The 26268-nt window shown below is 20.0% G+C and carries 19 protein-coding genes, 3 tRNA genes and 1 rRNA gene; 16 read left to right on the top strand and 7 right to left on the bottom strand.

What is annotated here, in order from left to right; genetic code table 11:
* Window positions 1–132: 132 nt before the first annotated feature.
* Both ilvN and ilvB read right to left on the bottom strand, forming a co-directional pair.
* Window positions 133–390 (bottom strand): acetolactate synthase small subunit, encoded by a 258-nt coding sequence (ilvN, locus tag M5J13_RS01965; RefSeq protein WP_252837235.1) that lies wholly within the window; start codon window positions 388–390, stop codon window positions 133–135.
* Window positions 365–2083 (bottom strand): biosynthetic-type acetolactate synthase large subunit, encoded by a 1719-nt coding sequence (gene ilvB / locus M5J13_RS01960; RefSeq protein WP_252837234.1) that lies wholly within the window; start codon window positions 2081–2083, stop codon window positions 365–367. Before ilvB ends, ilvN begins: the two co-directional genes overlap by 26 nt.
* 515 nt (window positions 2084–2598) lie before the next feature.
* Between ilvB and M5J13_RS01955 the strand changes: the two genes are divergently transcribed.
* Window positions 2599–4101 (top strand): trypsin-like peptidase domain-containing protein, encoded by a 1503-nt coding sequence (locus tag M5J13_RS01955; protein ID WP_252837233.1) that lies wholly within the window; start codon window positions 2599–2601, stop codon window positions 4099–4101.
* 110 nt (window positions 4102–4211) lie between these two features.
* Here M5J13_RS01955 and dapD read toward each other — a convergent pair whose 3' ends face one another.
* On the bottom strand, window positions 4212–5036 hold the full coding sequence (gene dapD / locus M5J13_RS01950; protein WP_252837232.1) for a 2,3,4,5-tetrahydropyridine-2,6-dicarboxylate N-succinyltransferase: 825 nt from the start codon (window positions 5034–5036) through the stop codon (window positions 4212–4214).
* A 58-nt stretch (window positions 5037–5094) separates the two neighbouring features.
* Window positions 5095–5865 carry a type I methionyl aminopeptidase gene (gene map, locus M5J13_RS01945; protein WP_252837231.1) on the bottom strand — a complete coding sequence of 257 codons (771 nt, stop codon included), beginning with the start codon at window positions 5863–5865 and terminating at the stop codon, window positions 5095–5097.
* Window positions 5866–6099: 234 nt separating this feature from the next.
* Between map and rpsB the strand changes: the two genes are divergently transcribed.
* The 7 genes from rpsB (at window position 6100) to dnaE (ending at window position 16304) form a co-directional block, all read left to right on the top strand.
* Window positions 6100–6786: a 30S ribosomal protein S2 gene (rpsB, locus tag M5J13_RS01940; protein ID WP_252837230.1), complete on the top strand. Its 687-nt coding sequence runs from the start codon at window positions 6100–6102 to the stop codon at window positions 6784–6786.
* A 162-nt stretch (window positions 6787–6948) separates the two neighbouring features.
* Window positions 6949–7746 (top strand): translation elongation factor Ts, encoded by a 798-nt coding sequence (gene tsf / locus M5J13_RS01935; protein ID WP_252837229.1) that lies wholly within the window; start codon window positions 6949–6951, stop codon window positions 7744–7746.
* Window positions 7747–7866: 120 nt separating this feature from the next.
* Window positions 7867–8595 (top strand): UMP kinase, encoded by a 729-nt coding sequence (gene pyrH, locus M5J13_RS01930; RefSeq protein ID WP_252837228.1) that lies wholly within the window; start codon window positions 7867–7869, stop codon window positions 8593–8595.
* 101 nt (window positions 8596–8696) lie between these two features.
* Window positions 8697–9254, top strand: a complete 558-nt coding sequence (gene frr, locus M5J13_RS01925; RefSeq protein WP_252837227.1) for a ribosome recycling factor — start codon at window positions 8697–8699, stop codon at window positions 9252–9254.
* 412 nt (window positions 9255–9666) lie between these two features.
* A complete protein-coding gene (bamA, locus tag M5J13_RS01920) occupies window positions 9667–12195 on the top strand; it encodes an outer membrane protein assembly factor BamA (protein WP_252837226.1) in 2529 nt (842 codons plus the stop codon).
* 109 nt (window positions 12196–12304) lie between these two features.
* Window positions 12305–12751, top strand: a complete 447-nt coding sequence (locus M5J13_RS01915) for a 3-hydroxyacyl-[acyl-carrier-protein] dehydratase FabZ (protein ID WP_252837225.1) — start codon at window positions 12305–12307, stop codon at window positions 12749–12751.
* 64 nt (window positions 12752–12815) lie between these two features.
* A complete protein-coding gene (gene dnaE / locus M5J13_RS01910; RefSeq protein WP_252837224.1) occupies window positions 12816–16304 on the top strand; it encodes a DNA polymerase III subunit alpha in 3489 nt (1162 codons plus the stop codon).
* Here the strand turns inward: dnaE and proS are convergent.
* On the bottom strand, window positions 16297–17490 hold the full coding sequence (proS, locus tag M5J13_RS01905; protein ID WP_252837223.1) for a proline--tRNA ligase: 1194 nt from the start codon (window positions 17488–17490) through the stop codon (window positions 16297–16299). The two genes, dnaE and proS, sit on opposite strands and share 8 nt — an antisense overlap.
* Window positions 17491–17654: 164 nt before the next feature.
* Here proS and M5J13_RS01900 point away from each other — a divergent pair, with 164 nt between their 5' ends.
* The 3 genes from M5J13_RS01900 to flhA all read left to right on the top strand — a co-directional run bounded on the left by M5J13_RS01900 (window position 17655) and on the right by flhA (window position 20843).
* Window positions 17655–17909, top strand: a complete 255-nt coding sequence (locus M5J13_RS01900) for an EscU/YscU/HrcU family type III secretion system export apparatus switch protein (RefSeq protein WP_252837222.1) — start codon at window positions 17655–17657, stop codon at window positions 17907–17909.
* Between the two features lie 5 nt (window positions 17910–17914).
* Window positions 17915–18709 carry an EscU/YscU/HrcU family type III secretion system export apparatus switch protein gene (locus M5J13_RS01895; protein ID WP_354667645.1) on the top strand — a complete coding sequence of 265 codons (795 nt, stop codon included), beginning with the start codon at window positions 17915–17917 and terminating at the stop codon, window positions 18707–18709.
* 61 nt (window positions 18710–18770) lie between these two features.
* Window positions 18771–20843, top strand: a complete 2073-nt coding sequence (gene flhA / locus M5J13_RS01890) for a flagellar biosynthesis protein FlhA (RefSeq protein ID WP_252837221.1) — start codon at window positions 18771–18773, stop codon at window positions 20841–20843.
* An 8-nt stretch (window positions 20844–20851) separates the two neighbouring features.
* Here flhA and argS read toward each other — a convergent pair whose 3' ends face one another.
* Window positions 20852–22576 (bottom strand): arginine--tRNA ligase, encoded by a 1725-nt coding sequence (gene argS / locus M5J13_RS01885; protein ID WP_252837220.1) that lies wholly within the window; start codon window positions 22574–22576, stop codon window positions 20852–20854.
* Window positions 22577–22847: 271 nt separating this feature from the next.
* On the opposite strand from argS, the gene M5J13_RS01880 reads away from it, so the two are divergent.
* From M5J13_RS01880 to M5J13_RS01870, 3 genes are all read left to right on the top strand, one after another.
* Window positions 22848–24408 (top strand): 16S ribosomal RNA (locus tag M5J13_RS01880).
* A 62-nt stretch (window positions 24409–24470) separates the two neighbouring features.
* A tRNA-Ile gene (locus M5J13_RS01875) sits at window positions 24471–24544 on the top strand.
* Window positions 24545–24581: 37 nt separating this feature from the next.
* Window positions 24582–24654, top strand: a tRNA-Ala gene (locus tag M5J13_RS01870).
* Window positions 24655–24838: 184 nt separating this feature from the next.
* On the opposite strand, the gene rnhA is transcribed toward M5J13_RS01870, so the two are convergent.
* Window positions 24839–25321, bottom strand: coding sequence for a ribonuclease HI (rnhA, locus tag M5J13_RS01865; protein WP_252837219.1), 483 nt, complete (start codon window positions 25319–25321; stop codon window positions 24839–24841).
* A 39-nt stretch (window positions 25322–25360) separates the two neighbouring features.
* On the opposite strand from rnhA, the gene dnaQ reads away from it, so the two are divergent.
* Together dnaQ and M5J13_RS01855 are read left to right on the top strand one after the other, a co-directional pair.
* Window positions 25361–26077: a DNA polymerase III subunit epsilon gene (dnaQ, locus tag M5J13_RS01860; protein WP_252837218.1), complete on the top strand. Its 717-nt coding sequence runs from the start codon at window positions 25361–25363 to the stop codon at window positions 26075–26077.
* Window positions 26078–26148: 71 nt separating this feature from the next.
* A tRNA-Asp gene (locus tag M5J13_RS01855) sits at window positions 26149–26222 on the top strand.
* Window positions 26223–26268: the final 46 nt, after the last annotated feature.

The raw sequence follows: 26268 nt of genomic DNA, 5'->3' as shown, positions 1-26268 counted from the left end.
TTTAAAGTTTTATAATATATTTTTTTTTTATAATTTAATATATTTTTTTCCATTTTTTTTTTTTTTTTTAAAATTTTTAAATTTTTTTATTTAAAATATTTATTAGAAATATTTCTATAATAATATATTTTTTTAAATTTTTTTAATTTTATATACATTAATTAATTTTTTCAATTGTTGAATAATTTTTTTTATATATTTTTTTGTTCCTATAGTTTTTATTATAATACATAATAAATTTTTTTTTTTTGTTGGATTCATAGTCATACTTTTTATATTATATCCTCTTTGGGAAAATACTCCTATTACTTTAAATAAAGAATCATATTCATTTTCTAATAAAATAGATAGAATATTTTTTTTTTTATTTTTTTTTAAATTGCATATCATTCATTCCTCCTCCTTTTATTTGCATAGGATAAACATGTTCAGATTGATCAATTATAATATCCACAAATACAAGTTTTTTTTTTGATAAATAAAATAAAGCTTTTTTTATTTTTTTTTTTAGTTCTTCTTTTTTTTTTATTTTTATTCCTATATGTCCATAAGATTCAACTAATTTAATAAAGTTAGGAAGAGATTTCATATATGAATTTGAATGTCTTCCTGAATATATTATATCTTGCCATTGTTTAACCATTCCTAAAGCACTATTGTTTAAATTTATTATTATTATAGGTAATTTATATTGCATAGCTGTAGATAATTCTTGAATATTCATTTGAATACTTCCATCACCAGTAATACAAATTATATTTTTTTTTGGTAATGCAATTTTTACTCCTAAAGCTGCAGGAAATCCAAATCCCATAGTTCCTAATCCTCCTGAATTAATCCATCTTCTAGGTTTATCAAATAAATAATATAATGCAGTAAACATTTGGTGTTGACCTACATCAGATGTAATATAAAATTTTCCTTTAGTTAATTTTTTAATTATTTGAATTACATTTTTAGATTTTATTTTTTTTGTTTTTTTTTCATTTTTTAGTATATTTTTATTTTTCCATTTTAAAATTTTTTTCCACCAATTTTTTAATTTTTTATTTGAATAAGTAATTTTTTTTTTTATTAAAATTTTATTCATTTTTTTTAAAATTATTTTTAAATCACCAATAATTGATAAATTTGCTAAAATAGTTTTAGAAATAGAAGTTGGATCTATATCTACATGTATAATTTTAGAATTTGGACAATATTTTTTTACATTATTTGTAGTTCTATCATCAAATCTTACACCTAAAGCAAGAATTAAATCAGAATTATGAATGCTCATATTTGCTGTATATGTTCCATGCATTCCTAACATTCCTAAATTTTGTTTATGTGTTCCTGGAAATCCTCCTAATCCCATTAAAGAAGTTGTAACAGGAATATTTAATTTTTCAGCAAAAAATTTTATTTCTTTATGACTATTAGAATTAATTATACCTCCTCCAATATATATTATTGGTTTTTTTGATTTATATATTTTTTTGAAAGCTTTTTTAATTAAATTTTTTTTAACTTTTTTATAAGGCTTATAAGAAGGAATATGAATATATTTAGGCCAGATATAAGGTTTTTTTTTATTTGGAGTTAAAATATTTTTTGGTAAATCTATTACAACTGGTCCTGGTCTTCCTGTAGAAGTTATCCAAAAAGCTTTTTTTATTATTAAAGGTATGTCTTGAGTCTTTTTTATTAAGAAACTATGTTTTACAATAGATCTAGAAATTCCTATCATGTCGCATTCTTGAAACGAATCATATCCAATTAATTTTGAATCTACTTGTCCTGAAAGAATAATCATAGGAATAGAATCCATATGAGCTGTTGCAATACCAGTAATTGCGTTTGTTGCTCCTGGTCCTGAAGTCACTAATACTACACCTACTTTTCCTGTTGATCTTGAGTATCCATCTGCCATATGTGTAGCTGCTTGTTCATGTCTAACTAAAATATGTTGAATTTTTTTTTTCATTTTATTTAGAACATCATATATTTCTAATACTGATCCTCCAGGATATCCAAAAATATGTTTTACTCCTTGATCAATTAATGATTTTACAACCATTTCAGCTCCAGAAAACATTTTCATACTTTATTCTCTAATATTTTATAGTTTTTTTTAAATTAATTTTAAAGATATTTTTTTTTAATTTTAATTTTATAAAATTTTATTTTTTTATATAATAACTTATTATTTAAATATTTAATAAATTAAATTTTTTTATTTTATTTAAAATTAATCTTTTATTTATTTTCATTAGAATTATTTTGAAATATAAATTAAAATTTATTATATATAATATATAATAAATAAATAAAATTAATTTTTTAAATATAAAATTTTTTATTTTTTATTAAATTATGTATTTAATTTATTTTTTAATAATTTGATTGGATAATTTTTTTCAAATAAAATTAATAATTAAATTAAAAATTTTAAAAAAAATTAAGAAAGTATTTTTAAATTATATTATAAGAATTTTTTTTTAATAAATCTTTTTAATTTTTTATTCAACAATTTTTATACAAAAATTTATATTTTTATTAAAATTTTTTAATAAAAATATATGAAATATAAATATAGTTTAATTTTTTGAGAAATATATGAAAAAAAAATATTCTTTAAAATTTTGGGTTATAGCTATTTTATTCTTTATAAGTATAATTTCTTCTAAAGTAGCTGAGTGTAAAGGTTTTTTTGATTTAGAAAAAAGTTTTAAATCTGATAATTTAAATTTATCTCCTATGCTAAAAAAAATTATGCCCTCTGTAGTTCGAGTATTAACTGAATATCATCTTGAATATCATGGATATTATTATAATTATTTATTTAATATTAATAATACAGATATTTTAAATAATAAAAATGTTTCTGAATTTAATAACTTTATTGATGTTAAAGGTATTGATAAAATTAATAAAAATTATTCTATAAGTTCTAATAAAATGAAAAAATTAGGATCTGGAGTAATTGTTGATTCTGATAATGCTTATGTAATAACTAATTATCATGTTATTAGTAATGCAGACAGAATAATAGTAATTTTAACAGACGGAAGAGAGTATTTAGCTAAAATTGTTGGAGAAAGTAAAAAAATGGATTTAGCTATGTTACGTTTAATTAATTCTAAAAATTTATCTTCTATAAAAATAGCTAATTCTAACGATGTTAATGTAGGAGATTATTGTGTTGCCATTGGAAGTCCTTATAATTTAAAAAATTCTGTTTCTATAGGTATAGTTTCAGCATTACATAGAATAATTCATGAAGATAATTATTTCGATAATTATATTCAAACTGATGCTGCTATTAATCATGGAAATTCAGGGGGTCCTTTAGTTAATTTAAATGGTGAATTAATAGGAATTAATGCATCTATTTTATCTGGTGATAATGATTATAGCGGAAATATTGGAATTGGTTTTTCTATTCCAAGTAATTCGGTTTATCGTTTTTCTTCTCAAATATTAAAATTTGGTAATTTAAATTTAGGTAAATTAGGTATAAAATTTTCTGATTTTGAATCAGAAAATTTTAAATCTTTTAAAATTCCTTATGATAAAGGAGTATTAATTAATTCCGTAGAAAAAGGTTCTTCTGCAGAAAAATTTGGTTTAAAACCAGGAGATATTTTAGTTTCTTTATCTAATATTCCTATTTTAAATTCTACTTTTTTAAAAGTAGAATTAAGTACACATTTTAAAAATGATGTGATGTCTTTTCAATTATATAGAAATTTTAAATTTTTAAATATAAAAGTAAGATTAGGTGGTAAGAAAAAAATTTTTTATTATGGTGGGCATTTACATTATAAATTAAGTAATTCAATATTTTCAATTTATGATAGAAAAAAATTAAAAAATAAATTAAATAATAAGAAAAAGGAAAAATTATTTTGTCCAAAAGTTAAAGGAATAATAGTAAATAGTTTTTTACCTAATAGTTATTCTCATATGTTAGGATTAAGAGTTAATGATATTATTATTGGAGTAAATTTTCATAAAGTTGCTAATATTTATGATTTTAAAAAATCTTTATCTCTTAACAAAAATTATGTTGTATTAGAGGTAATGAGAAAAAATAAAATATATTTTTTTACTATTTAGTTAAAAAAATATTTTTCCGCCCATTTTTCTATTTTCTATTTTTTTGATTTTTATTTTTTTTTTTTTTTGGGCGGTAAAAAATAATAAATTTTTATAAATATAAATAATATTTAATCAGAATTTCTAAGTAGGTTATTAATTTCTACTTTTTTTAAAGTTTTAGAATCTACTTTTTTAACAATTATTGCACTATATAAACTATATTTTTTATTTTTTGAAAAAAGATTTCCAGGTACGACTACAGAATTTTTTGGTACTCTTCCATAATATATTTTATCTTTTGTTCGGTCATAAATTTTTGTACTTTTTCCAATAAATACACCCATAGATATTACTGATCCTTTTTCTATTATTACACCTTCTACAATTTCAGATCGAGCTCCTATAAAACAATTATCTTCAATAATTGTTGGATTGTTTTGTAATGGTTCTAAAACTCCTCCTATTCCTACCCCTCCAGATATATGAACGTTTTTTCCAATTTGCGCGCAAGATCCTATTGTAGACCATGTATCAATCATACTATTATTTCCAATATAAGCTCCTATGTTTATAAAACAAGGCATTAAAATTGTATTTTTTTCAATATATGATCCATATCGAACAATTGAATTAGGAACTGTTCTAATTTTTTCTTTTTTAAATTTTTTTTCATTATAATTTTTATATTTTAATGGAATTTTGTCATAGTACATATTGAAATTTCCATTAAATATTTTATTTTTTTTTAGATATAAAAATAATAATATAGCTTTTTTTATCCATTGATGAGTAATCCAAATATTATTAATTTTTTCAGAAACTCTTATTTTTCCTTCATTTAACATATTAATAATTAATTTTATGCTATCAATTATTTTTTTATCATTTTTATTAAATTCTTTTTTATTTTTATTTTCAAATGCTATTTTTATAATTTTTTTTATTTCTTTCATTTTTTTTCTCTTTATTAAAATAATTTTTATTTTATATATTTTTATGTTTTTTAATATTTTATTTTATTTTTTCATTTTTTCTTAGTGTTAATACTTTATATCCATTTTTTGTTACTAATATTGTGTGTTCATATTGTGCAGATAAACTTTTATCTTTTGTTCTTACTGTCCATTTATCTTTATCACAAAATATGTTTCTTTTTCCTACATTAATCATAGGTTCAATAGTAAATATCATTCCTTCTTTTAAATATATTCCTTTATTTTTACTTTTATAATGTAAAATGTAAGGTTTTTCATGAAAATTTTTTCCAATTCCATGTCCGCAATATTCTCGAACAACTGAAAATCTATTTTTTTTTGCTATTTTTTCAATTACTTTTCCTATTTTTCCTATCCTTATTCCAGGTTTAATTATTTTAATGGCTGAGTATAAACTTTTTAAAGTTATTTGACATAGTTTTTTAGCTATATTAGAGCATTTTTCAACTATAAACATTTTAGAAGAATCTCCAAAATATCCATCTTTTATTAATGAAATATCAATATTTAAAATATCTCCTTTTTTTAATATAGTTTTTTTATTTGGAATTCCATGACATACAACGTCATTTACAGAAATACATGTAGATTTTGGATAACCTTTGTATCCTAAACATGCTGATATTAATTTTTGTTTTTTTACAATATAATCTTGACATATATCATTAATTTCATTTGTATTAATTCCTGGAACAATATATTTTTTTATCATATCTAAAACGTTTGCTGTTAATTTTCCAACTTCAATCATTTTTTTAATGTCAAATTTATTTTTTATAATTATCATTTTTTATTCCTTTATTTTATTTTTTTTAAATTTTTTAAAATTTTTTATTTATTTTAAATTTTTTAGTTAATTATAATATATATATATTTGAAATTTAATATTAAAAAAATATATTTTTCAAAAATGTATTTTAAATAAATTAAATATATATAATATATAAAAAGTTATAGACATTATTTTTTGAAATTTTTTAAAAAACTATAAAATTTATTTATTTAAATATTAAGGGTTAAAATGATAAATATTTCTATGAAAGAAATGCTAAAAGCAGGTGTTCATTTTGGTCATCAAACACGATATTGGAATCCTAAAATGAAACCGTTTATTTTTGGTTCACATAATAAAATTCATATTATAAATTTAGAAAAAACTTTACCTATGTTTAAAAGTGCTTTATTTGAATTAAAAAAAATTCATTCAAAAAGAGGAAAAATATTATTTGTAGGAACAAAAAAAGCAGCAAGTTTATTAATAAAAAAATCTGCTTTGCTTTGTAATCAATATTATGTAAATCATCGTTGGTTAGGAGGAATGTTAACTAATTGGAAAACAGTAAGACAATCTATACAATATTTAAAAGCTTTAGAAATTCAATCTCAGGATGGAACGTTTAAAAAACTTACAAAAAAAGAAGGTTTAATTCGTTCTAGAAAATTATCTAAGTTAGAAAATAGTTTAGGTGGAATAAAAAATATGGGAGGTATTCCAGATTGTTTATTTGTTATTGATGCTGATTATGAACACATTGCAATTAAAGAGGCGAATAATTTAAATATTCCTGTATTTTCTATTGTAGATACTAATTCTAATCCTGATGGAATTAATTATATTATTCCTGGTAACGATGACGCTATCAGATCTGTAAGTTTTTATTTAAATACAATTGTTTCTGTTATTAAAGAAAAGAAAAAATTTTTTTAGTTTTAAACTATAATTATTTAATTATTATTTTTTATAATTTTTTTCTAATTTATTCTTAAATAAAAATTTTTTTAAAAACTTTTATTTTCTTTTTTAATTTTTTATTTTTAAGAAATTTTTTTTCTTTTTCTTTTAAATTTATTTTATATGAAAAGGTATTTTATGATAATTTTAACTGATTTGATAAAAAAGTTAAGATCAATAACTGGAGTTGGAATATTAGATTGTAAGAAAGCATTATTAAAAAATAAAAATAATTTGAATTATTCTATTGATTATTTAAGAGAAAAAGGAAAAGCTAAAGCATTAAATAAAATTTCTAGAAAAACTTTGCAGGGATCTATTTTTATTAAAATAAAAAATAATATAGGAGCAATGTTAGAATTAAATTGTGAAACAGATTTTGTTGAAAAAGATAAAAATTTTATTAAATTTGGAAATGAAATTGTTTTACAATCTTTATTAAAAAAAATTACAGATATTAATATTTTAAGAGATTTATTTGAATCTAAGCGTTTAAATTTAATTTCAATTTTCGGAGAGAATATTAATATTTCTAAATTTTTAATAATTTCTGGAGAATTTATACATTCATATATACATCGTTCTAAAATTGGTGTTTTATTAAAAAGTAATTCAAATGATAATAATTTAATAAAATATATTTCCATGCATATAGCAGCAAAAAAACCTTTATATTTAAATCCTGAAAATATCCCTAAAGATATTATATCTAAAGAAAAAAAAATTCAGTTATCTCGTTCTTTACAAACTGGAAAATCAATTTCTATAGCAAAAAAAATCGTTATTGGAAGAATGAATAAATTTATTAGTGAAATATCTCTTATTAAACAATCTTTTGTAATCGATCCAAAAAAAACGGTTGAACAATATTTATTAGAAAATAGTATTAAATTAAATAATTTTGCTCGTTTTGAAGTTGGTGAATTAATAATATAAATTATTAAATTAATTTTTATAATTTTTTATAATGTTTTATAATTTTGAAGTAAATTTTTTTAAGTATAATTTTTTATATATTTATTATTTATAAAATATTGGTATTATAGGTTTTTATATATGAACAAAGTTAAGAATTCAATTAAGTATACTAGAGTATTATTAAAATTAAGTGGAGAATCATTAATTGATATTAATGGAAGTTCTAAAATTCATATTAAATCTTTAGATTTTTTATCTAAAGAAATAAAAAGAATTATTGATTTGAATATTGAATTAGGTATTGTAATAGGTGCAGGAAATTTATTTCGAGGTAGTCAACTTCAAAAAATGGGAATTAACCGAGTAGTTTCAGATCATATTGGTATGCTTTCTACAGTTATAAATGGTTTAGCGATTAATAATTCTATGAATAAAATGAATATTAAAACTGAATTGATGTCAGCTATTCCATTAAATGGAATTTGTGAAATTTATAATTGGAGTAGAGCGATTAATTTGTTATCAAAAAAAATAGTTGTAATTTTTTCTGCTGGAATAGGAAATCCATTTTTTACTACAGATTCTGCAGCTTGTTTAAGAGCGATTGAAGTTCATGCTGATATTGTTTTAAAGGGAACTTTAGTAGATGGTGTTTATACATCCGATCCAAAAAAAAATAATAATGCTATTTTATATTCTAAATTAAGCTATAAAGAAGTATTAAAGAAAGAATTAAAAATTATGGATTTATCTGCATTTTCATTAGCAAGAGATTATAAATTACCAATATGTGTTTTTAATATAAATAAACCTGGAGCGTTATATAGAATAATTACTGGAGTTAGTGAAGGAACTTTAATTAATTAAAAAATACTTTTATAAATTAGAGAATTAATTATTTAAGAAAATTTTTAAAAGTTTATATTAAAAAATTTTAATATTTTTTCTAAAAAAAAGTAGAGTTTAAAATGATAAAAAATATTATAGAAAAAACTAAAAAGAAAATGAAAATATGTGTAAATAATTTTATTTTATCTATTAATCGTTTAAGAACAGGAAGAGCTTCTCCAGATTTATTAAAAGATTTACCTGTAGAATATTATAATAAAAAAGTTTCTTTAGGAACTATTTCTAATATTACTATAGAAGATTCTAGAACTTTAAGAGTTCATTCTTTTGATAAAAATTCAAATAAAAATATAGAAAAATCTATTATTAGTTCTAATTTAGGATTAAATCCAATTATTTCTGATGAAATAATTAGAGTTCCAATACCTCAATTAACAGAAGAAAGAAGAAAAAATTTAATTAAAATAGTTCATGAAAGTTCAGAAAAAAGTAAAATTTGTATTAGATTAGTTAGAAGAAAGGCAAATGATGAAGTAAAAAAAATTTCAAAAGACATAAATATAGGAAAAAATGAAAAAAAAAAACATAAATATGATATTCAGTTATTAACTAATTCTTATATTAAAAAAATTGATAGTTTATTACAATTAAAAAAAAAAGAATTATTAAATTTTTAAAAAATTCAATAAAAAAATGTTTTTTATGAATATAGATTTAATTAAATATTTTATAAAATACATTATTTTTTTAGAATAGATAATGTATTTTATTTTTTTTTTTTTTTATTTTCTTTTTTTTTAATTATAAATAAATTTCTAAATTTATATTTATTTAATAAAATTAAAAAATAGATAATATAAAAATAAAAAATAAAAATATTTTTAAATTTTTTTTTAAAAATTTAAAATTAAAATTTGTAAAAAATACTATTTATTGTACAATATTTATTATTATGTTTTTTTAAAAAATTTAATAATGTATAAGATTTAAAAAATTTTTTTTTATATTCATAAAAAGTTTATATTTTTTAAAAATTATCTTATATTTTTTAAAATTAAATTTATTATTAACGAGGTTTTCTTTAAAAAAATGTATAATCAAATAAGATTAAGAAATTTATTTTTTATATTTTTATTAATTTTTAATACAGATTTTTCTTATGCTTGTGATAATTTTTTATTTAAAAATATAGAAATTCAAGGTTTGCATAACGTTTCTAAAAAAGAAGCTTTAAGTTGTTTAACTTTTTCTGAAAATGAATATTGTTCAAAACAAGATATACAAGATAGTATAAAAAACTTTTATTCTAATAAGAAATTTAAAAAAGTACAGGTTTCTCGATCAGATGATAAAATTACTTTCTTGCTAGAAGAATTTCCTATTTTATCAAAATTACGTTTTTATGGTAATAGATTTATAGATGATAATTCTATTAAAGAAATTTTACAAGCTTCAAATATTTATGAAAATTCTTTTTTTGATGAAAAAAATATAGCTGTATTTAAAGATAAAATTTTTGAATATTATTCAAATGTTTTAAAAAATAATGTAAAAATTATATTTAAAAAAAATATTAAAAAAAATAATTTAGAACAATTAGAAATAATTATTCATGAAAATAAATCTACTAAAATTGATAATTTATATATCGTAGGTAATAAAAAATTTTCTTCAAAAGAAATTTTTTCTTTATTTAATTTTAATAAAAAAACATCTTTATTAGATAATTTTATGGAAAAAAAATATGATATTAAAGATTTACAAGAAGATTTAAAAACTTTATATCATTTTTATAATACTCAAGGATATATAAATTTTGATATAATCGATACTAATTTAAATTATTTTCATCATAAAAAACATGTTGATGTTATTTTAAAAATATATGAAGGAAATAAATATACTATTTCTGACGTATCTTTAAAAGATAAAAATTTTACTTTATTAAAAGATTTTGATTTTTCATCATATGTAAAATTTAATAGTGTATATAATATTGATCATCTTATAAAATTAAATAATAAAATTCAGAAAATTTTGTCAAAAAATGGTTATTTTAACTCTGAAATTATTTTTGAACCTGTTATTGATCAAGAATTAAAAACTATTAAATTTTTAATTGATATAACTAAAAAAGATCAATTTGTAATAGATAATATTTTTTTTAAAGGTAATAAAAAAATTACAAAAAATTTTTTCATAGATAAATTTCTTCAAAAAGAAAATAAAATTTTAAATAATTTTTTTGTTAATAAAGATTTAAAATTTTTAAAAAAAACAAATTTTTTTAATAATATAAATATTGAATTTGTTCCTACTGTAAGAAATAATGTTCATTATTTTGACATGATTTATCATGTTAAAGAAAGAAAAGATCATACTTTTCATTTTGGAGCAGGATTCACTCATAATAATCAAGTTAAATATAATTTAATTTTTAATAAAAACCATTTTTTAAAAGTAGGTAATAATTTATCAATTAATTTTTCTAAATCTTTAGATGAATTTTTTTTTAAAATTATTTATAAAAATCCGTTTTTTACTAATTCAAATACTCTTTTAAAAGAGTCATTATTTTTAAATATAAAAAATCATGATAATGATTTTAAAAATAATATTAAAAATAATTTTTTAAAAAATTTTTGTGAAAGAACATATAATATTTTTAATAGTGCTTTTAATTTTAATAAGTATTTTAGTGATAATAAAAGTATTCGTTATGGAATAGAAGGTTCTTGTGAATTTCCTTTTTTAAAATATGGTTTTTTTAGTTCTTCTTTAGGATTTTTAAATGATAAATATATTTCTAAAAAAGAAAATTTTATAAATAGAATTTCTGATTTTATAGAAAATTTTGGTACTAAAAACAACTCTATTATTTCTGGAAAAACAATAAGAAATTTATATATTAATAATTTTTTATCTTTTAAAAAATTAGATAATCATATTTTTCCTAATAAAGGTACAAATGTAAATATTTCTATGAATTCTGTATTTCCTATTAAACAAAAAAATTATTTAAAATTTTCTTTTGATGTTAAGAAATATTATCCAATAATTAAAATAGATTCTATGTTATCAGTTATGTTTCATTCTTATTTAGGTTGTATGTTTTTAAATGGAAATAAATTAAATGAACTTAATGTTGATAATTTTCATTTTAATAAAAATTGTTTTGTTAGAGGTTTTAATGCAGAAAATGTTTCAAAGATACTTCCAAATAATTTTTTAAATTTTATGAGTTCATCTGTTGATAATAAAAAAAATGTTGATGATAATAAATCAAAAAATTTAAATAAAAATAATTTATCTAAAGGAAATTTGATTTCTGTAACAAATATAGATCTTATTTCAAAAATTCCATATGGAAGACATAATTTTTTAAAAAATTTTAGAGTTTCAAGTTTTTTTGATTTTGGAAATGTATGGAAAAATAATTTTTTAAGTACAAATATTGAAAATTTTTCAATGTTAAAAAATTTAAAATTTTATTGTTCTTCAGGTGTATCTTTATTATGGCATTCTCCTTTTGGTATGATTTCTTTTTCATATTCTAGTCCTTCAGGATCACATATGAATGATAGTACACAAACATTTCAAGTAAATTTTGGAAATTAATTATTTTTTTAAAATTATATATATTTAAAAAATTCATCTTGTTTTTTTTATTTAAATAAGATGAATTTTTATATTTTTATTTAAATATTTTTTTAATTATTGGTGTTATATGAGTGTTTTAAAATTTCCTTATTTTTTAAATTTTATTCCACATCGTGATCCATTTTTATTTGTTGATAAAGTAAAAAAATTTAAAAAAAATACTTATTTATTTTCTGAGTTTTTTGTTCATTCTGATTTTTTTTTTTTTTTAGGTCATTTCCCAAAAAAATCAATTTTTCCTGGTGTATTAATTCTTGAATCTATTATGCAATCTTCTGGAATTTTAATCGGAAAAAGTATTTCAAAAATTTGTTTACAAAAGAATTTACAATATTTAACTTATATAAAAAAAGCTAAATTTAAAAGATTAGTATTTCCAAACAGTAAAATAAAAATAAAAGTATTTTTTTTAAATCGTATAAAAAATTTTTTTAAATTTCAAGGATATGCTTTTGTAAAAAATTTTTTAGTATGTGAAGTTGTTTTTACAATATATTTAAATTTAATTAATTAAAAAAATTTTTTTATTTTAAAAATTTTTTTATGTTATTTTTTTTTATAGGAATTTTTGATATATTATGTCTAATATTTCTTTTATACATCTTCGAACTCATAGTGATTATTCTATTATAGATGGTTTATCTAAACCTAAAAAAATAATTGATAAAGCTATTTTTTTTAATATGCCATCAGTTGGAATAACTGATTTTACGAATTTGTATGGAGTAATTAAATTTTATAAATATGCTCATAAAAATGGAATTAAACCTATTATAGGAGCAGATTTTAATCTTTTGTCTGAAGATAATACTTTGAGTGAATTAACTATTTTAGCTAGTAATAACTTTGGTTATGAAAATTTAAAAATATTGATTTCCAAAGCATATAAAAGAAAATATAAAATTTTAAAAGATGTATATATAAAAAAAAAATGGCTAATAAAATATCGTGATGGATTAATTATATTGTCAGGAGGAATAGATGGAGAAATTAGTAAATTTATATTTAATAAAAAATCCAATTTTTTAAATTCCAGTTTAAGTTTTTATAAAAAATATTTTAATCAAAATTATTATTTAGAAATTTCTAGAATAGGAAGAATAGAAGAAGAAAAATATATTAAAAAAATTTTAGAAATTTCTTTTTTTAAAAAAATTCCTATTGTTTGTACAAATAATGTTCGTTTTTTAAAAAAAAATGATTTTTATTCTCATTTTATTAGAATTTCTATTCATAATGGTATATCTATTGATCTTGCTAAAAAATTATTTTATAAATATAAAAAAAATCAATTTTTTAAATCTACATTAGATATGAAAAAATTATTTTTTGATATTCCAGAATCATTATATAATTCTGTTGAGATAGCTAAACGTTGTAATGTTTCTATAAAATTTAAAAAATATTTTCTTCCAAAATTTTTTACTGGAAAAAAAAATACTAAGGATTTTTTAGTAAAAATTTCTAAAAAAGGTTTATTAAGTAGATTAAAAAAAAATAATATTAGTAAAAAAAAAAATTTAAATATTTATAAAATTTATAAAAATAGATTAATTTATGAATTAAAAATAATTAATAAAATGGGTTTTTCTAGTTATTTTTTAATTGTTATGGAATTTATTCAGTGGTCTAAAAGAAAGAATATACCAGTTGGTCCAGGAAGAGGTTCAGGAGCAGGTTCTTTAGTTTCTTATTCTCTTAAAATTACTGAAATTGATCCAATTAAATTTGATTTATTATTTGAAAGATTTTTAAATATAGAACGTGTTTCTATGCCTGATTTTGATGTTGATTTTTGCATGAATCGTCGAGATTTAGTAATAGAACATGTTTCTAAAGTTTATGGAAAAGATTCAGTATCTCAAATAATTACTTTTGGAACAATGACTGCTAAAGCAGTTATACGTGATGTAGGAAGATCGTTAGGTTATCCTTATGGTTTTTTAAATAGAATTTCTAAATTAATTCCTTTAGATCCTGGTATAACTTTAAAAAAAGCTATTTTAAATTCTTCTGAATTATCTATGTTATATAATCATGATTGTGAAATTCGAGATTTATTTAATTCTACTAAGAAATTAGAAGGAGTAATTAGAAATGTTGGAAAACATGCTGGTGGGGTAGTTATTTCTCCAACTAAAATTACTAATTTTTCTCCTTTATATTATGATAATTTAGAAAAAAAAAACTCAGTTACTCAATTTGATAAAGATGATATTGAAGATATTGGATTAGTTAAATTTGATTTTTTGGGTTTAAAAACTTTAACTATAATTTTTTCTTCTATTAAAATGATTAATAAAAATTTAAAAAAAAAAGGAAAAAATAAAATATATATTGAAGATATTTCATTAAATGATAAAAAAAGTTTTAAAATGTTGATGAAAGCTTATACAACTTCTATTTTTCAATTAGAATCATTTGGAATTAAAGAATTAATACTTCAATTAAAACCTGATTCATTTGATGATATTGTTGCTTTAGTTGCTCTTTTTAGACCGGGTCCTTTACAATCAGGAATGGTAGAAAATTTTATTAATAGAAAACATCGAAAAGAAAAAATTTATTATCCTGATAAAAAATGGGAACATAAATTATTAAAACCTATTTTAAAATCTACTTATGGAATTATTCTTTATCAAGAACAGGTAATGAAAATTGCTCAAATTTTTTCTAATTATACTTTAGGAGAAGCGGATTTATTAAGAAGAGCTATTAGTAAAAAAAATTTTAAAAAAATGTCTAAACATCGTGTAAAATTTGTTAAAGGAGCAAAAAAAAATAATATAAAAGAAATTTTGTCTAATAAAATTTTTGATTTATTAGAAAAATTTGCAGGATATGGTTTTAATAAATCTCATTCTGTTGCATATGCTTTAATTTCTTATCAAACTTTATGGTTAAAATCTAATTTTTCTTCTGAATTTATGGCTTCTGCTATGACTATGGATATGAGATATTCAAATAAAATTATGATTTTAGTTAATGAATGTATTAAATTAAATTTAAAAATTTATATTCCTAATATTAATTTTAGTAAAAATAATTTTTTTGTTGATTTAAAAAAAAATATATTTTTTGGTTTAGGGGCATTAAAAGGTATTGGAGAAAATACTATTAAAAAAATAATTTTAGAAAGAAAAAAAAACGGAATTTTTAAAAGTTTAAGTGATTTATGTATACGTGTTGGACCTAAAATAATTACTAAAAAAATATTAGAAAAACTTATTTTTTCAGGAGCTTGTGATTGTTTTAATAAAAGTAGGTTTTTATTATATATTTCTATTTCTGATGTAGTTCAATCATCTTTACAATATAGAAATATTTTATTATCAAAACAATTAGATTTTTTTGATAAAAAAGAAATTAATTTAGAAAAAAAATATAAAAATAAATTTTTTATTAATATTAATTGGTCAAAAAAATTAGAATTAGATTATGAAAAAAATATTTTAGGTTTTTACTTATCTAATCATCCGTTCTTATTTTATTTAAAAGAAATTAGAAATTATTATTGTACTGTTTGTTTAAATAAAATTTTTAATTTTAAAAAAAATCAAAAAATTTATATATCTGGAATTATATTTAGTATTAAAAGGTTATTAACAAAAAATAAAAAAAAAATGGTAATTTTAACTTTAGATGATAATACTAAAAAAATTGATGTTCTTGTTTTTGAGGATTTAATTTTATCATCTCAGTCTATATTAAAAGAAAATAATATTATTATTGTTAAAGGATTTACTAAAAAAAATATTTTTAAAAATTCTTTTTGTTTTATTGCAAAAAAAATTTATGATATATATAATTTAAGAAAAAAAAAATTATTAAAAATTAAAGTTATTTTAAAGAGAACTTCTAAATCTATAATTTTTTTTAATAAAATAGATAAATTTATGATTAAATATTGTGGAGGAAAAACTAATTTATGTATTATTATTTATAATAATAAATTTAAAAAAAAAAAATATTTAATAAAAAAATGGAATGTTTATCCATCAGATAATTTATTTTATTTTTTAAAATCTCTTAAATTTTTAGAGAGTATAAAAAAATTTTTTATTTAAGTTTTATTTTTTTTAGCAATATTTTTGATATTTTATTTATTTTTATATTTTCTTTTTTTTTTGTTTTTCTATTTTGAAGTTCAACACAATTATTAATTATTGTTGAATTACTAATGATAATTTTATATGGACATCCAATTAAATCTGTTTCTGAAAACATTATACCTGGTTGTTCTGGTTTATTATAAAATAAAACTGTAATATTTTCTTTTTTTAATTCAGAATATATTTTATTAGATATTTTTTTTATTTTTTTATTTTTTAATATATTGATTGGAATAATGCAAACTTGAAAAGGAGCTATAGAAATAGGCCAAATTATTCCTTTTTTATCATGATTATTTTCAATAATCGCTCCTATTAATCTACTAATTCCAATTCCATAACATCCCATTTCTAATTTCTTTTTTTCTTTTTTTTTTGTTTGAATACAAACATTAAATATTTTTGAATATGTTTTATTTAATTGAAAAATATGACCTATTTCAATACTTTTTATTTTTGATTTAGTACATGAACTATTTAATTTATTTTTTTTTTTTTTATAATTTACATGAAATTCATGAGATATACTTCCTCCAATTACTCCATTATTTACTTTTATTATTTTAGTTTTTAAATTCATTTTTTTAAAAATTTTTATGTAAGCTATATACATTTTTTTATATGTTTTTTGAAGAGATTTTTTATTTTCATGAAATGAATATGCATCTTTCATAATAAATTCTCTTGTTCTTAAAATTCCAGATTTTGGTCTAATTTCATCTCTAAATTTTGTTTGAATTTGATATAGTATAATTGGTAATTCTTTATAAGAGTGTATTTTGTTTTTTATAAAATTAGTAATTATTTCTTCATGTGTAGGGGATAATATTAATGTTTTATTTTTTCTATCTAAAATTTTAAATAATTCATTTCCATAAGATTTAATTCTTTTACTTTTATTCCATAATGAAGAAGGTTGAAGAATAGGTAATATAATTTCTATGCAAGAATTTTTTTTCATTTCATTATGTATAATTTTTTTTATATTTTTTAAAACTCTTACTCCATTTGGTAACCATGTATATATTCCAGAAGAAATTTTAGATATTATTCCTGCTCTAATCATTAATTTATGGCTAATTTTTTTAGCATAATTTGGATTCTCTTTTTTAGTAAAAAGAATATATTTTGTTTTTTTCATTTTTTTTTTATATTTCTCATTTTTTTTGAAAAAATAATTTTATAAAATTATTTTTTTGTTATTTTTTTTTAATTATATATTTATAATAAATAAATATTTTTTTAAATATTATTTTATTTATAATAATAAAAATTTTTTTTAATTAATTTTTTAAGGTAAAAATAATGACAAATTATGAAGATAAAACCGAAGATCCAACTAAAAGAAAATTAAAAAAATCACAAAAAGATGGATTAAATACATATTCTAGAGATTTTAATTCAATAATAGCACTTTTTATAGCTTTTTTAAGTTTTTGGATATTAAAAGATAAAATATTTTTAGTTTTAAAAGAACTTTTTTATATTAATTTTAATTTTAATGATCAAATTTTAAAAGAAAATTTTCAAGAAATTATTAATAATTTTTTTTTTCTTTAAAATCTATTTTATCTGTTTTTTTTTCTACTTTTTTATTATTTACTTTTTCTGTTTTTATTGCTCCTTTATTGTCTAATAATTTTTCTTTTGTTATGAGAAAAATAACTTTTGATATTAATAAACTTAATTTTATAAATGGATTAAAAAATATAATATCATATGTTACAGTTGTGGAGTTTTTTAAAATTTTAATACAAGCTTGTATTCTTTTTTTTTGTACTGGAATTTATTTTTGGATAAATATTATAAAAAATTTTAATTTAATATATGAAATTCCTTATTATGCTTTTTTTGATGGATTTTGTTCTATTAGTTTTTGTTATTTAATTTTTCTTATTTTTTTATTTCCTATAATATTATTTGATATTTTTTGGAAAAATTATTTATATATAAGTGAATTAAAAATGAGTTTTAAAGAATTAAAAGATGAATTTAAAAATACTGAAGGAAATCCTGAAATAAAAAATAAAATGCGTGAAAAAATTCGTTCTTTTTTAAAAAAAAAGATACATTTTAAAATTAATGATGTAGATTTTATTGTTTCAGGTTTTTTAAAATATTCAATAGCTTTACAATATAATAAGGATTTAATGCCAGCTCCTAAAATATTATTAAAAGAAAAAAAAGGATATTTTTCTAAAATTTATAAATTAGGAAAAAAAAATAATATATTAATTATAAAATCTAATATATTATCAAAACTTTTATATAAACATTCAAAGGTAGGAGAATATATTCCAAATTTTTTATATCCTGTTGTAGCTAAAATTTTAGCAAATAATTTAAATATTAAAAAATAAAATGTCTTTTACTATTTTATATATAATTTTTTATTAAATATAAATATTTTAGGAATAATATATGATCAATTTTTTTTCTATATTTAATTTTTTTAAAAAAATTAAAAATGTTAAATTACAAGAAATTTACGGTCCTATTTTAATTATAATAATTTTATCTACAATGATATTACCTCTATATCCTATTTTTTTAGATATATTATTTACTTTTAATATTTTTTTTTCTATTTCAGTACTATTAGTTTCAATGTTTATTAAAAGTACGTTAGAATTTACTTCTTTTCCAACAGTTCTTTTATTTACAACTTTATTGAGATTAGCTTTAAATATTGCTTCTACTAGAATAATTTTATTATATGGACATAAGGGAACATCTTCTGCTGGAAATGTTATTAAATCTTTTGGTCATTTTTTAGTTGGAAATAATCTTACTATTGGAATAGTTATTTTTATAATTTTAGTAATAATAAATTTTGTTGTAATAACTAAAGGAGCTGGAAGAATTGCAGAAGTTTCAGCTAGATTTATATTAGATGGAATGCCTGGAAAGCAAATGTCTATAGATTCTGATTTAAATTCAGGATTAATTCAAGAAAAAGAAGCAAATAAAAGAAGATATAATATATCTAGAGAAGCAGATTTTTATGGATCAATGGATGGAGCTAGTAAATTTGTTAGAGGTGATGCTATAGCTGGAATTTTAATTATGATTATTAATATTTTAGGAGGTTTAATAATTGGATTATTTCAACATGAAATGAGTATTTCTAAAGCTACTAAAGTATATACTTTATTAACAGTAGGAGACGGTTTAGTAGCTCAAATTCCAGCATTAATTATTTCTACTGCTGCTGGAGTAATTGTTACACGAGTAGAAAGTAATAAAAATATTAGTGAACAAATTATTGATGATTTATTTTCTAATTTTCATGTAATTTTTTTAAGTGGTATTATATTAGGAATATTTGGTTTAATTCCAGGCATGCCTAATATTATTTTTCTATTATTTTCTTTTTTATTATTTTTTGTGTCTTGGTTTTTAAAAGATAAAAATATATTATTAAAAAATAAAATAGTTAAGCAAGGTATACCTAAAAATGATTTAGAGATTTCTTGGAAAAATATTAATTTAGAAGAATATTTGTCTATTAATTTAGGAAGTAAATTAATAAATTTATTAAATTTAAAAAATAAAAAAAATCTATTAAAAAAAATTTTTTTTGTTAGAAAAAAATATGTTAAAAAATTTGGGTTTATACCTCCTCAAGTAAAAATTAAATATAATTTTAATTTATTAGATAATGAATATAAAATTTTTATTAAAGGAGTAGAAAATGGTTCAGGAAAAATCTTAATAAATAAATATATGGCAATTAATTCTAAATTTTCTAAAAAAAAGTTATCTAAATTAGAAGTAAAAGAACCAGTTTTTGGTTTACAAGCTTTTTGGATTAAAAAAGAAATGTCAGATTATGCTAAAAAAAAAGGATATACAGTTGTAGATTCTAGTACAATTATTGCTACTCATTTAGATAATTTAATTTCTAATAATTTAAGTGAATTATTTGGACTTCAAGAAACTCAAAAATTATTAAATCGAGTAAATATAGAATACCCTCAATTAATTGAAGGATTAATTCCAGAAACATTTAGTTTGACAATTTTAAATAAAGTATTAAGAAATCTTTTATTTGAAAATATTTCTATAAAAGATATGAGAACTATTATAGAAACTTTAATTGAATATTCTTTTTTAAGAAAAAATATTGAAGAATTGACAAATATGGTTAGAATTTCTTTAGGTAAACATATTTTCCAAAAATTATTTTCTAATTCTAAAAAAATTTATGTTTTTGGTTTATCTTTAAAAATGGAAAACTTTTTATTTAAATGTTTAAATGATAAAAATTTTCTTAATCCATACTTATTTAAAAAACTTGTTAATAATGTAAAAAATATAATAAAAAAAAATCATTCTTCAAAAAATCCATTAGTTTTTGTTGTAAATATTAAATTAAGATATTTTTTTTTTAATTTATTAAAACCTATTTTTTTTAATATTAATGTTTTATCGAATTTAGAAATCCCTAATAATAAAAGAGTAATCTTTATTAGTTTATTAGAGATTTTATAAAATTATTTCTAAATAGATTTTGAAACTTTTATTCCAAGTAAATTTAATCCTTTTTTTAATATTTTAGAAACTAAAAAAGATATTTTTAATCTGCTATCACGTATCTTTTTATTTTTTTCTTTTAAAATATTATATTTTTCATAAAAATTGGAATATTTGGATGCTAATTGATATATATAAGAGCATAATAAATGTGGTTTCCCTTTTTTAGAAGATTTTATTATTATTTCTTCAAATTGTAAAATAGATATGGATAAAATTGTTTCATAGTTATTTGAAATTTTAAAAGAATTTTTTATATTTAAAAGATTTTTTTTATATTTTCTTAAAATAGATAAAATTCTTGTATAAGTATATTGTATATAAAGTGAAGTATTTCCTTCAAAAGATAACATTTGGTTCCAATTAAAAATGTAATTAGTTTTTCTATTTTTTGATAAATCTGCATATTTAATTGCACCAATTCCTATTATTTTAGAAAGAGATATTAATTTTTTTTTAGATATTAATTTATTTTTTTCTTTTAAAATTTTTTTAGATTTTTTTATAGATTTTTTAATTAATTCTATTAATTTAATTGTATTTCCAGATCTTGTTTGAAAAGGTTGATTATTTTCAGAAAGCATCATTCCAAAAATATGATGCTTTACTTTAATATTGTTAGGTATATATCCAGCTATTTTTGAAATTTCATAAATTTGTAATAAATGTTGTTTTTGACGAGAATCGACATAATATAATATAATTTCTGCTTTTAGTTGTTCATATCTATATTTTATACATGCAATATCAATAATTGAATATAAAAAAGAACCATCTTTTTTTTTAAGAATTACTCCCATTTTTTTTCCTTTTCTATTTTTAAAATTTTTTAAAAATACAATAATATTTCCATTTTTTATGGTAGCAATTTTTCTTTTTAATAGATCTTGAACAATTTTTTTTAACATTTTTTTGTAAAAACTTTCTCCAAAAATGTCTTTTTTAGTTAATTTTATATTTAGTAATTTATATATTTTTTCATTTTCTTTAATGTTTAATTTAACAATTTTTTTCCATATTTTATAACAAAATTTTTCTTTTTTTTGTAATTTTTTTGTATATTTATTTGTTTTTTTTAAGAATTTTTTATTTTTATCATATAATTTTTTTGCTTGACAATATATTTCTTCTATTTTTGATATTGATATTTTTTTTGATATCTTTAAATTTTTTTTTTTTATATATGCAATTAACATTCCAAATTGGTTTCCCCAATCTCCAATATGATTAGCTCGTATAACTTTATTTCCTATATATTCCATTATTCTTGATACAGAATCACCTATTATAGTTGATCTTAAATGTCCTACATGCATAGATTTTGCCATATTTGGAGAAGAATAATCAATTACAACAGTTTTTTTTTTTATTGGTGAAATAAATTTTTTATTTTTTAAAATTTTTTCTAAAGATTTTTCTATCCATTTTTTATTTAAAAAAATATTTATAAAACATGGTTTAGAAAATTCCATTTTTTTTATTATATCAAATTTATTTTTTTTTAATATTTTTTTTGCTAATTTTTTTGGAGTTGTTTTGTAGATTTTAGAAATATTAAATAAATTATTTAATTGATAGTGTCCATTTTTTATGTTTTTATTTTTTTGTATAATTATTTTAATTTTTTTATTATAGTTATTTTTAAAAAACATTTTTTTTATTTTTTTTTTTAATATAGATTTAATTTTCATAAAATACCTTTTATTTTAAATTTCATATTAATAATTTATTGTACTAAATAATAATTTAATTAAATTTTATATATTATATTTATTTATTTAATTTTTTTAATAAAATTTAAAAATATATTTGACAAGAATTTAAATATAATATATTATTAAAAAACTTTAATTAGTTACGCTCTTTTAAAAAATATCAGAAAATTTGTGTGGGCACAGAAAAATTTAAGTGCAAAAATTATTAAGTAAAAATGTATTAAATTTGCTTTATACAAAGTTTTAAAAATTGAAGAGTTTGATCATGGCTCAGATTGAACGCTGGCGGCAAGCTTAACACATGCAAGTCGAGCGGCAGCGAAAGAAAAAGATTTATTTTTTTTCTTGTCGGCGAGCGGCAAACGGGTGAGTAATATCTGGGAATCTGCCCAAAAAAGGGGGATAACTACTGGAAACGGTAGCTAATACCGCATAATGTTGAAAAACCAAAGTAGGGGACTTTTGATTTATTGAAAAGCCTTATGTTTTTGGATGAGCCCAGACGAGATTAGCTTGATGGTGAGGTAAAGGCTTACCATGGCAACGATCTCTAGCTGGTCTGAGAGGACGATCAGCCACACTGGAACTGAGACACGGTCCAGACTCCTACGGGAGGCAGCAGTGGGGAATATTGCACAATGGGCGAAAGCCTGATGCAGCTATGCCGCGTGTATGAAGAAGGCCTTAGGGTTGTAAAGTACTTTCGTTAGGGAGGAAATAAATATATATAATACATATATTTTTTGACGTTACCTAAAAAAGAAGCACCGGCTAACTCCGTGCCAGCAGCCGCGGTAATACGGAGGGTGCTAGCGTTAATCAGAATTACTGGGCGTAAAGAGCACGTAGGCGGTTTTATAAGTCAGATGTGAAATACCTGGGCTTAACCCAGGAATTGCATTTGAAACTATAAAACTAGAGTATCGTAGAGGGAGGTAGAATTCTAGGTGTAGCGGTGAAATGCGTAGATATCTGGAGGAATACCTGTGGCGAAAGCGACCTCCTGGACGAATACTGACGCTGAGGTGCGAAAGCGTGGGGAGCAAACAGGATTAGATACCCTGGTAGTCCATGCTGTAAACGATGTCGACTTGGAGGTTGTTTCCAAGAGAAATGACTTCTGAAGCTAACGCATTAAGTCGACCGCCTGGGGAGTACGGCCGCAAGGCTAAAACTCAAATGAATTGACGGGGGCCCGCACAAGCGGTGGAGCATGTGGTTTAATTCGATGCAACGCGAAAAACCTTACCTGGTCTTGACATCCATAAAATTTTTTAGAGATAAAAGAGTGCCTTCGGGAATTATGAGACAGGTGCTGCATGGCTGTCGTCAGCTCGTGTTGTGAAATGTTGGGTTAAGTCCCGCAACGAGCGCAACCCCTATCCTTTGTTGCCATCGGTTCGGCCGGGAACTCAGGGAGACCGCCGGTTATAAACCGGAGGAAGGTGGGGACGACGTCAAGTCATCATGGCCCTTACGACCAGGGCTACACACGTGCTACAATGGCGTATACAAAGAGAAGCAATTCTGCAAAGATAAGCAAAACTCATAAAGTACGTCGTAGTTCGGATTGGAGTCTGCAACTCGACTCCATGAAGTCGGAATCGCTAGTAATCGTGGATCAGAATGCCACGGTGAATACGTTCCCGGGCCTTGTACACACCGCCCGTCACACCATGGGAGTGGGTTGCAAAAGAAGCAAGTATCTTAACCTGAAGAGGAAAGCGCTTACCACTTTGTGATTCATGACTGGGGTGAAGTCGTAACAAGGTAACCGTAGGGGAACCTGCGGTTGGATCACCTCCTTAAAAGTCACTTATAAAAATTATATAAGTGCCCACACAAATTTTCTGATATTTGAGCTTTAAAAAGGCTTGTAGCTCAGTTGGTTAGAGCGCACCCCTGATAAGGGTGAGGTCGGTGGTTCAAATCCGCTCAGGCCTATTAACACCTTTATCTTAAAAATAAAATTTAATTTTTAGGGGCTATAGCTCAGCAGGGAGAGCGCCTGCTTTGCAAGCAGGAGGTCAGCGGTTCGATCCCGCTTAGCTCCAGAAATTTTTTTTTAATAAATTATAATTTTTTATAATTAATTTTTTAATTAAATTTTTTAATCCCTTTTAAAAATAAAATAAATCAAAAAAAAAAAAAAAAAAATAAAAAAATATTAAAAATTAATTTTTTTAAATAATTTTATTTTAATTATAAAATAATTTATTATAAAAATTTTATCTTTTTTTATTTATTTTTAAATTTTTTTAAAATATACCCTTTATCTATTTTTTTTGGATTTTTTGCTTCTTTTTTAGCTCGTAAATCACATAATTCGTTTTCTAATTGACCTGAATGACTTTTTACCCAATTCCAATTAATTTTTATATGTTTTTTAATAAGTTTATTTAATTTCTTCCAAAGATCAATATTTTTTACTTTTTTATTATTTTTTTTTAACCAATTATTTTTTATCCAAATTTTCATCCATTTTGTTACTCCATAATTTACATATTTACTGTCAGTATTAATAATAATTTTTGAAGCTATTTTAATTTTTTTTATTCCAATAATTACACTCATTAATTCCATTCTATTATTTGTTGTGAAAAAAAAACCTGAACTAAATATTTTTTTTTTTTTTTTATATTTAATAATTGTACAATATCCTCCTGGTCCTGGATTTCCTAAACAAGATCCATCACTAAATATGTTAATTATTTTTTTCATTATTTATTTCCTTAAATATATTTTCATTAAAACAAAAATATGAATAAAAAATTTTCTAGAAAAGTAGTTCTTGATACTGAGACAACTGGAATTAATTCTTCAGGTCCAATATATTTAAATCATCGTATTATAGAAATTGGAGCAATTGAGATTATTGATAGAAAAATTACTAAAAATATTTTTCATACTTATATTAAACCTAATCGTTTAGTAGAAAAAGAAGCATATAAAATTCATGGAATTTCTGATAATTTTTTAATAAATAAACCTATTTTTTCTGAAATTTATAAAAAATTTTTAAATTATATAAAAAATTCTCAATTAATTATTCATAATGCTAAATTTGATTTAGGTTTTATTAATTATGAATTAACTATGTTAAATAAAAAAATTCCAGATATATTAAATTTTTGTACTATCTTAGATACTTTAAAATTATCAAGAAAAATATTTCCAGGAAAAAAAAATAGTTTAGAAGCTTTATGTAAACGTTATAAAATCAATTATAATAGAAAATTACATAGTGCTATTTTAGATGCTAAATTGTTAGCTCAAGTGTATTTATTAATGACTTCTTCTCAAAAATCTTTTTTTTTCATGAATAATAATTCTAATCATAACATTTTAAAAAGACCAAAAGAAAATAAATTTAAATATACTCCTATATTTAAAAAAGCAAATGTTTCAGAAATAAATTTACATAAAAAATATCTAAAAAAAATGAAGAAAAATGGAAAATGTCTTTGGTTAACTTAATCAAATTAACAAATTGTTGTTTTTTTATGAAATTATAGTTATAATTAATAAAAAATATATTTTAATAATTTGGTGCGGTAGTTCAGATGGTTAGAATATCGGCCTGTCACGCCGGAGGTCACGGGTTCAAGTCCCGTCCGCACCGATAAAATTTATCCTATCATTTTTTTATTCCATTATATTTAAATTTA

This window comes from Buchnera aphidicola (Periphyllus lyropictus) (assembly GCF_024029895.1).
GTDB classification, from domain to species: Bacteria; Pseudomonadota; Gammaproteobacteria; order Enterobacterales; family Enterobacteriaceae; genus Buchnera_J; species Buchnera_J aphidicola_BA.
This window is presented reverse-complemented; position numbering and strand designations above follow the sequence as displayed.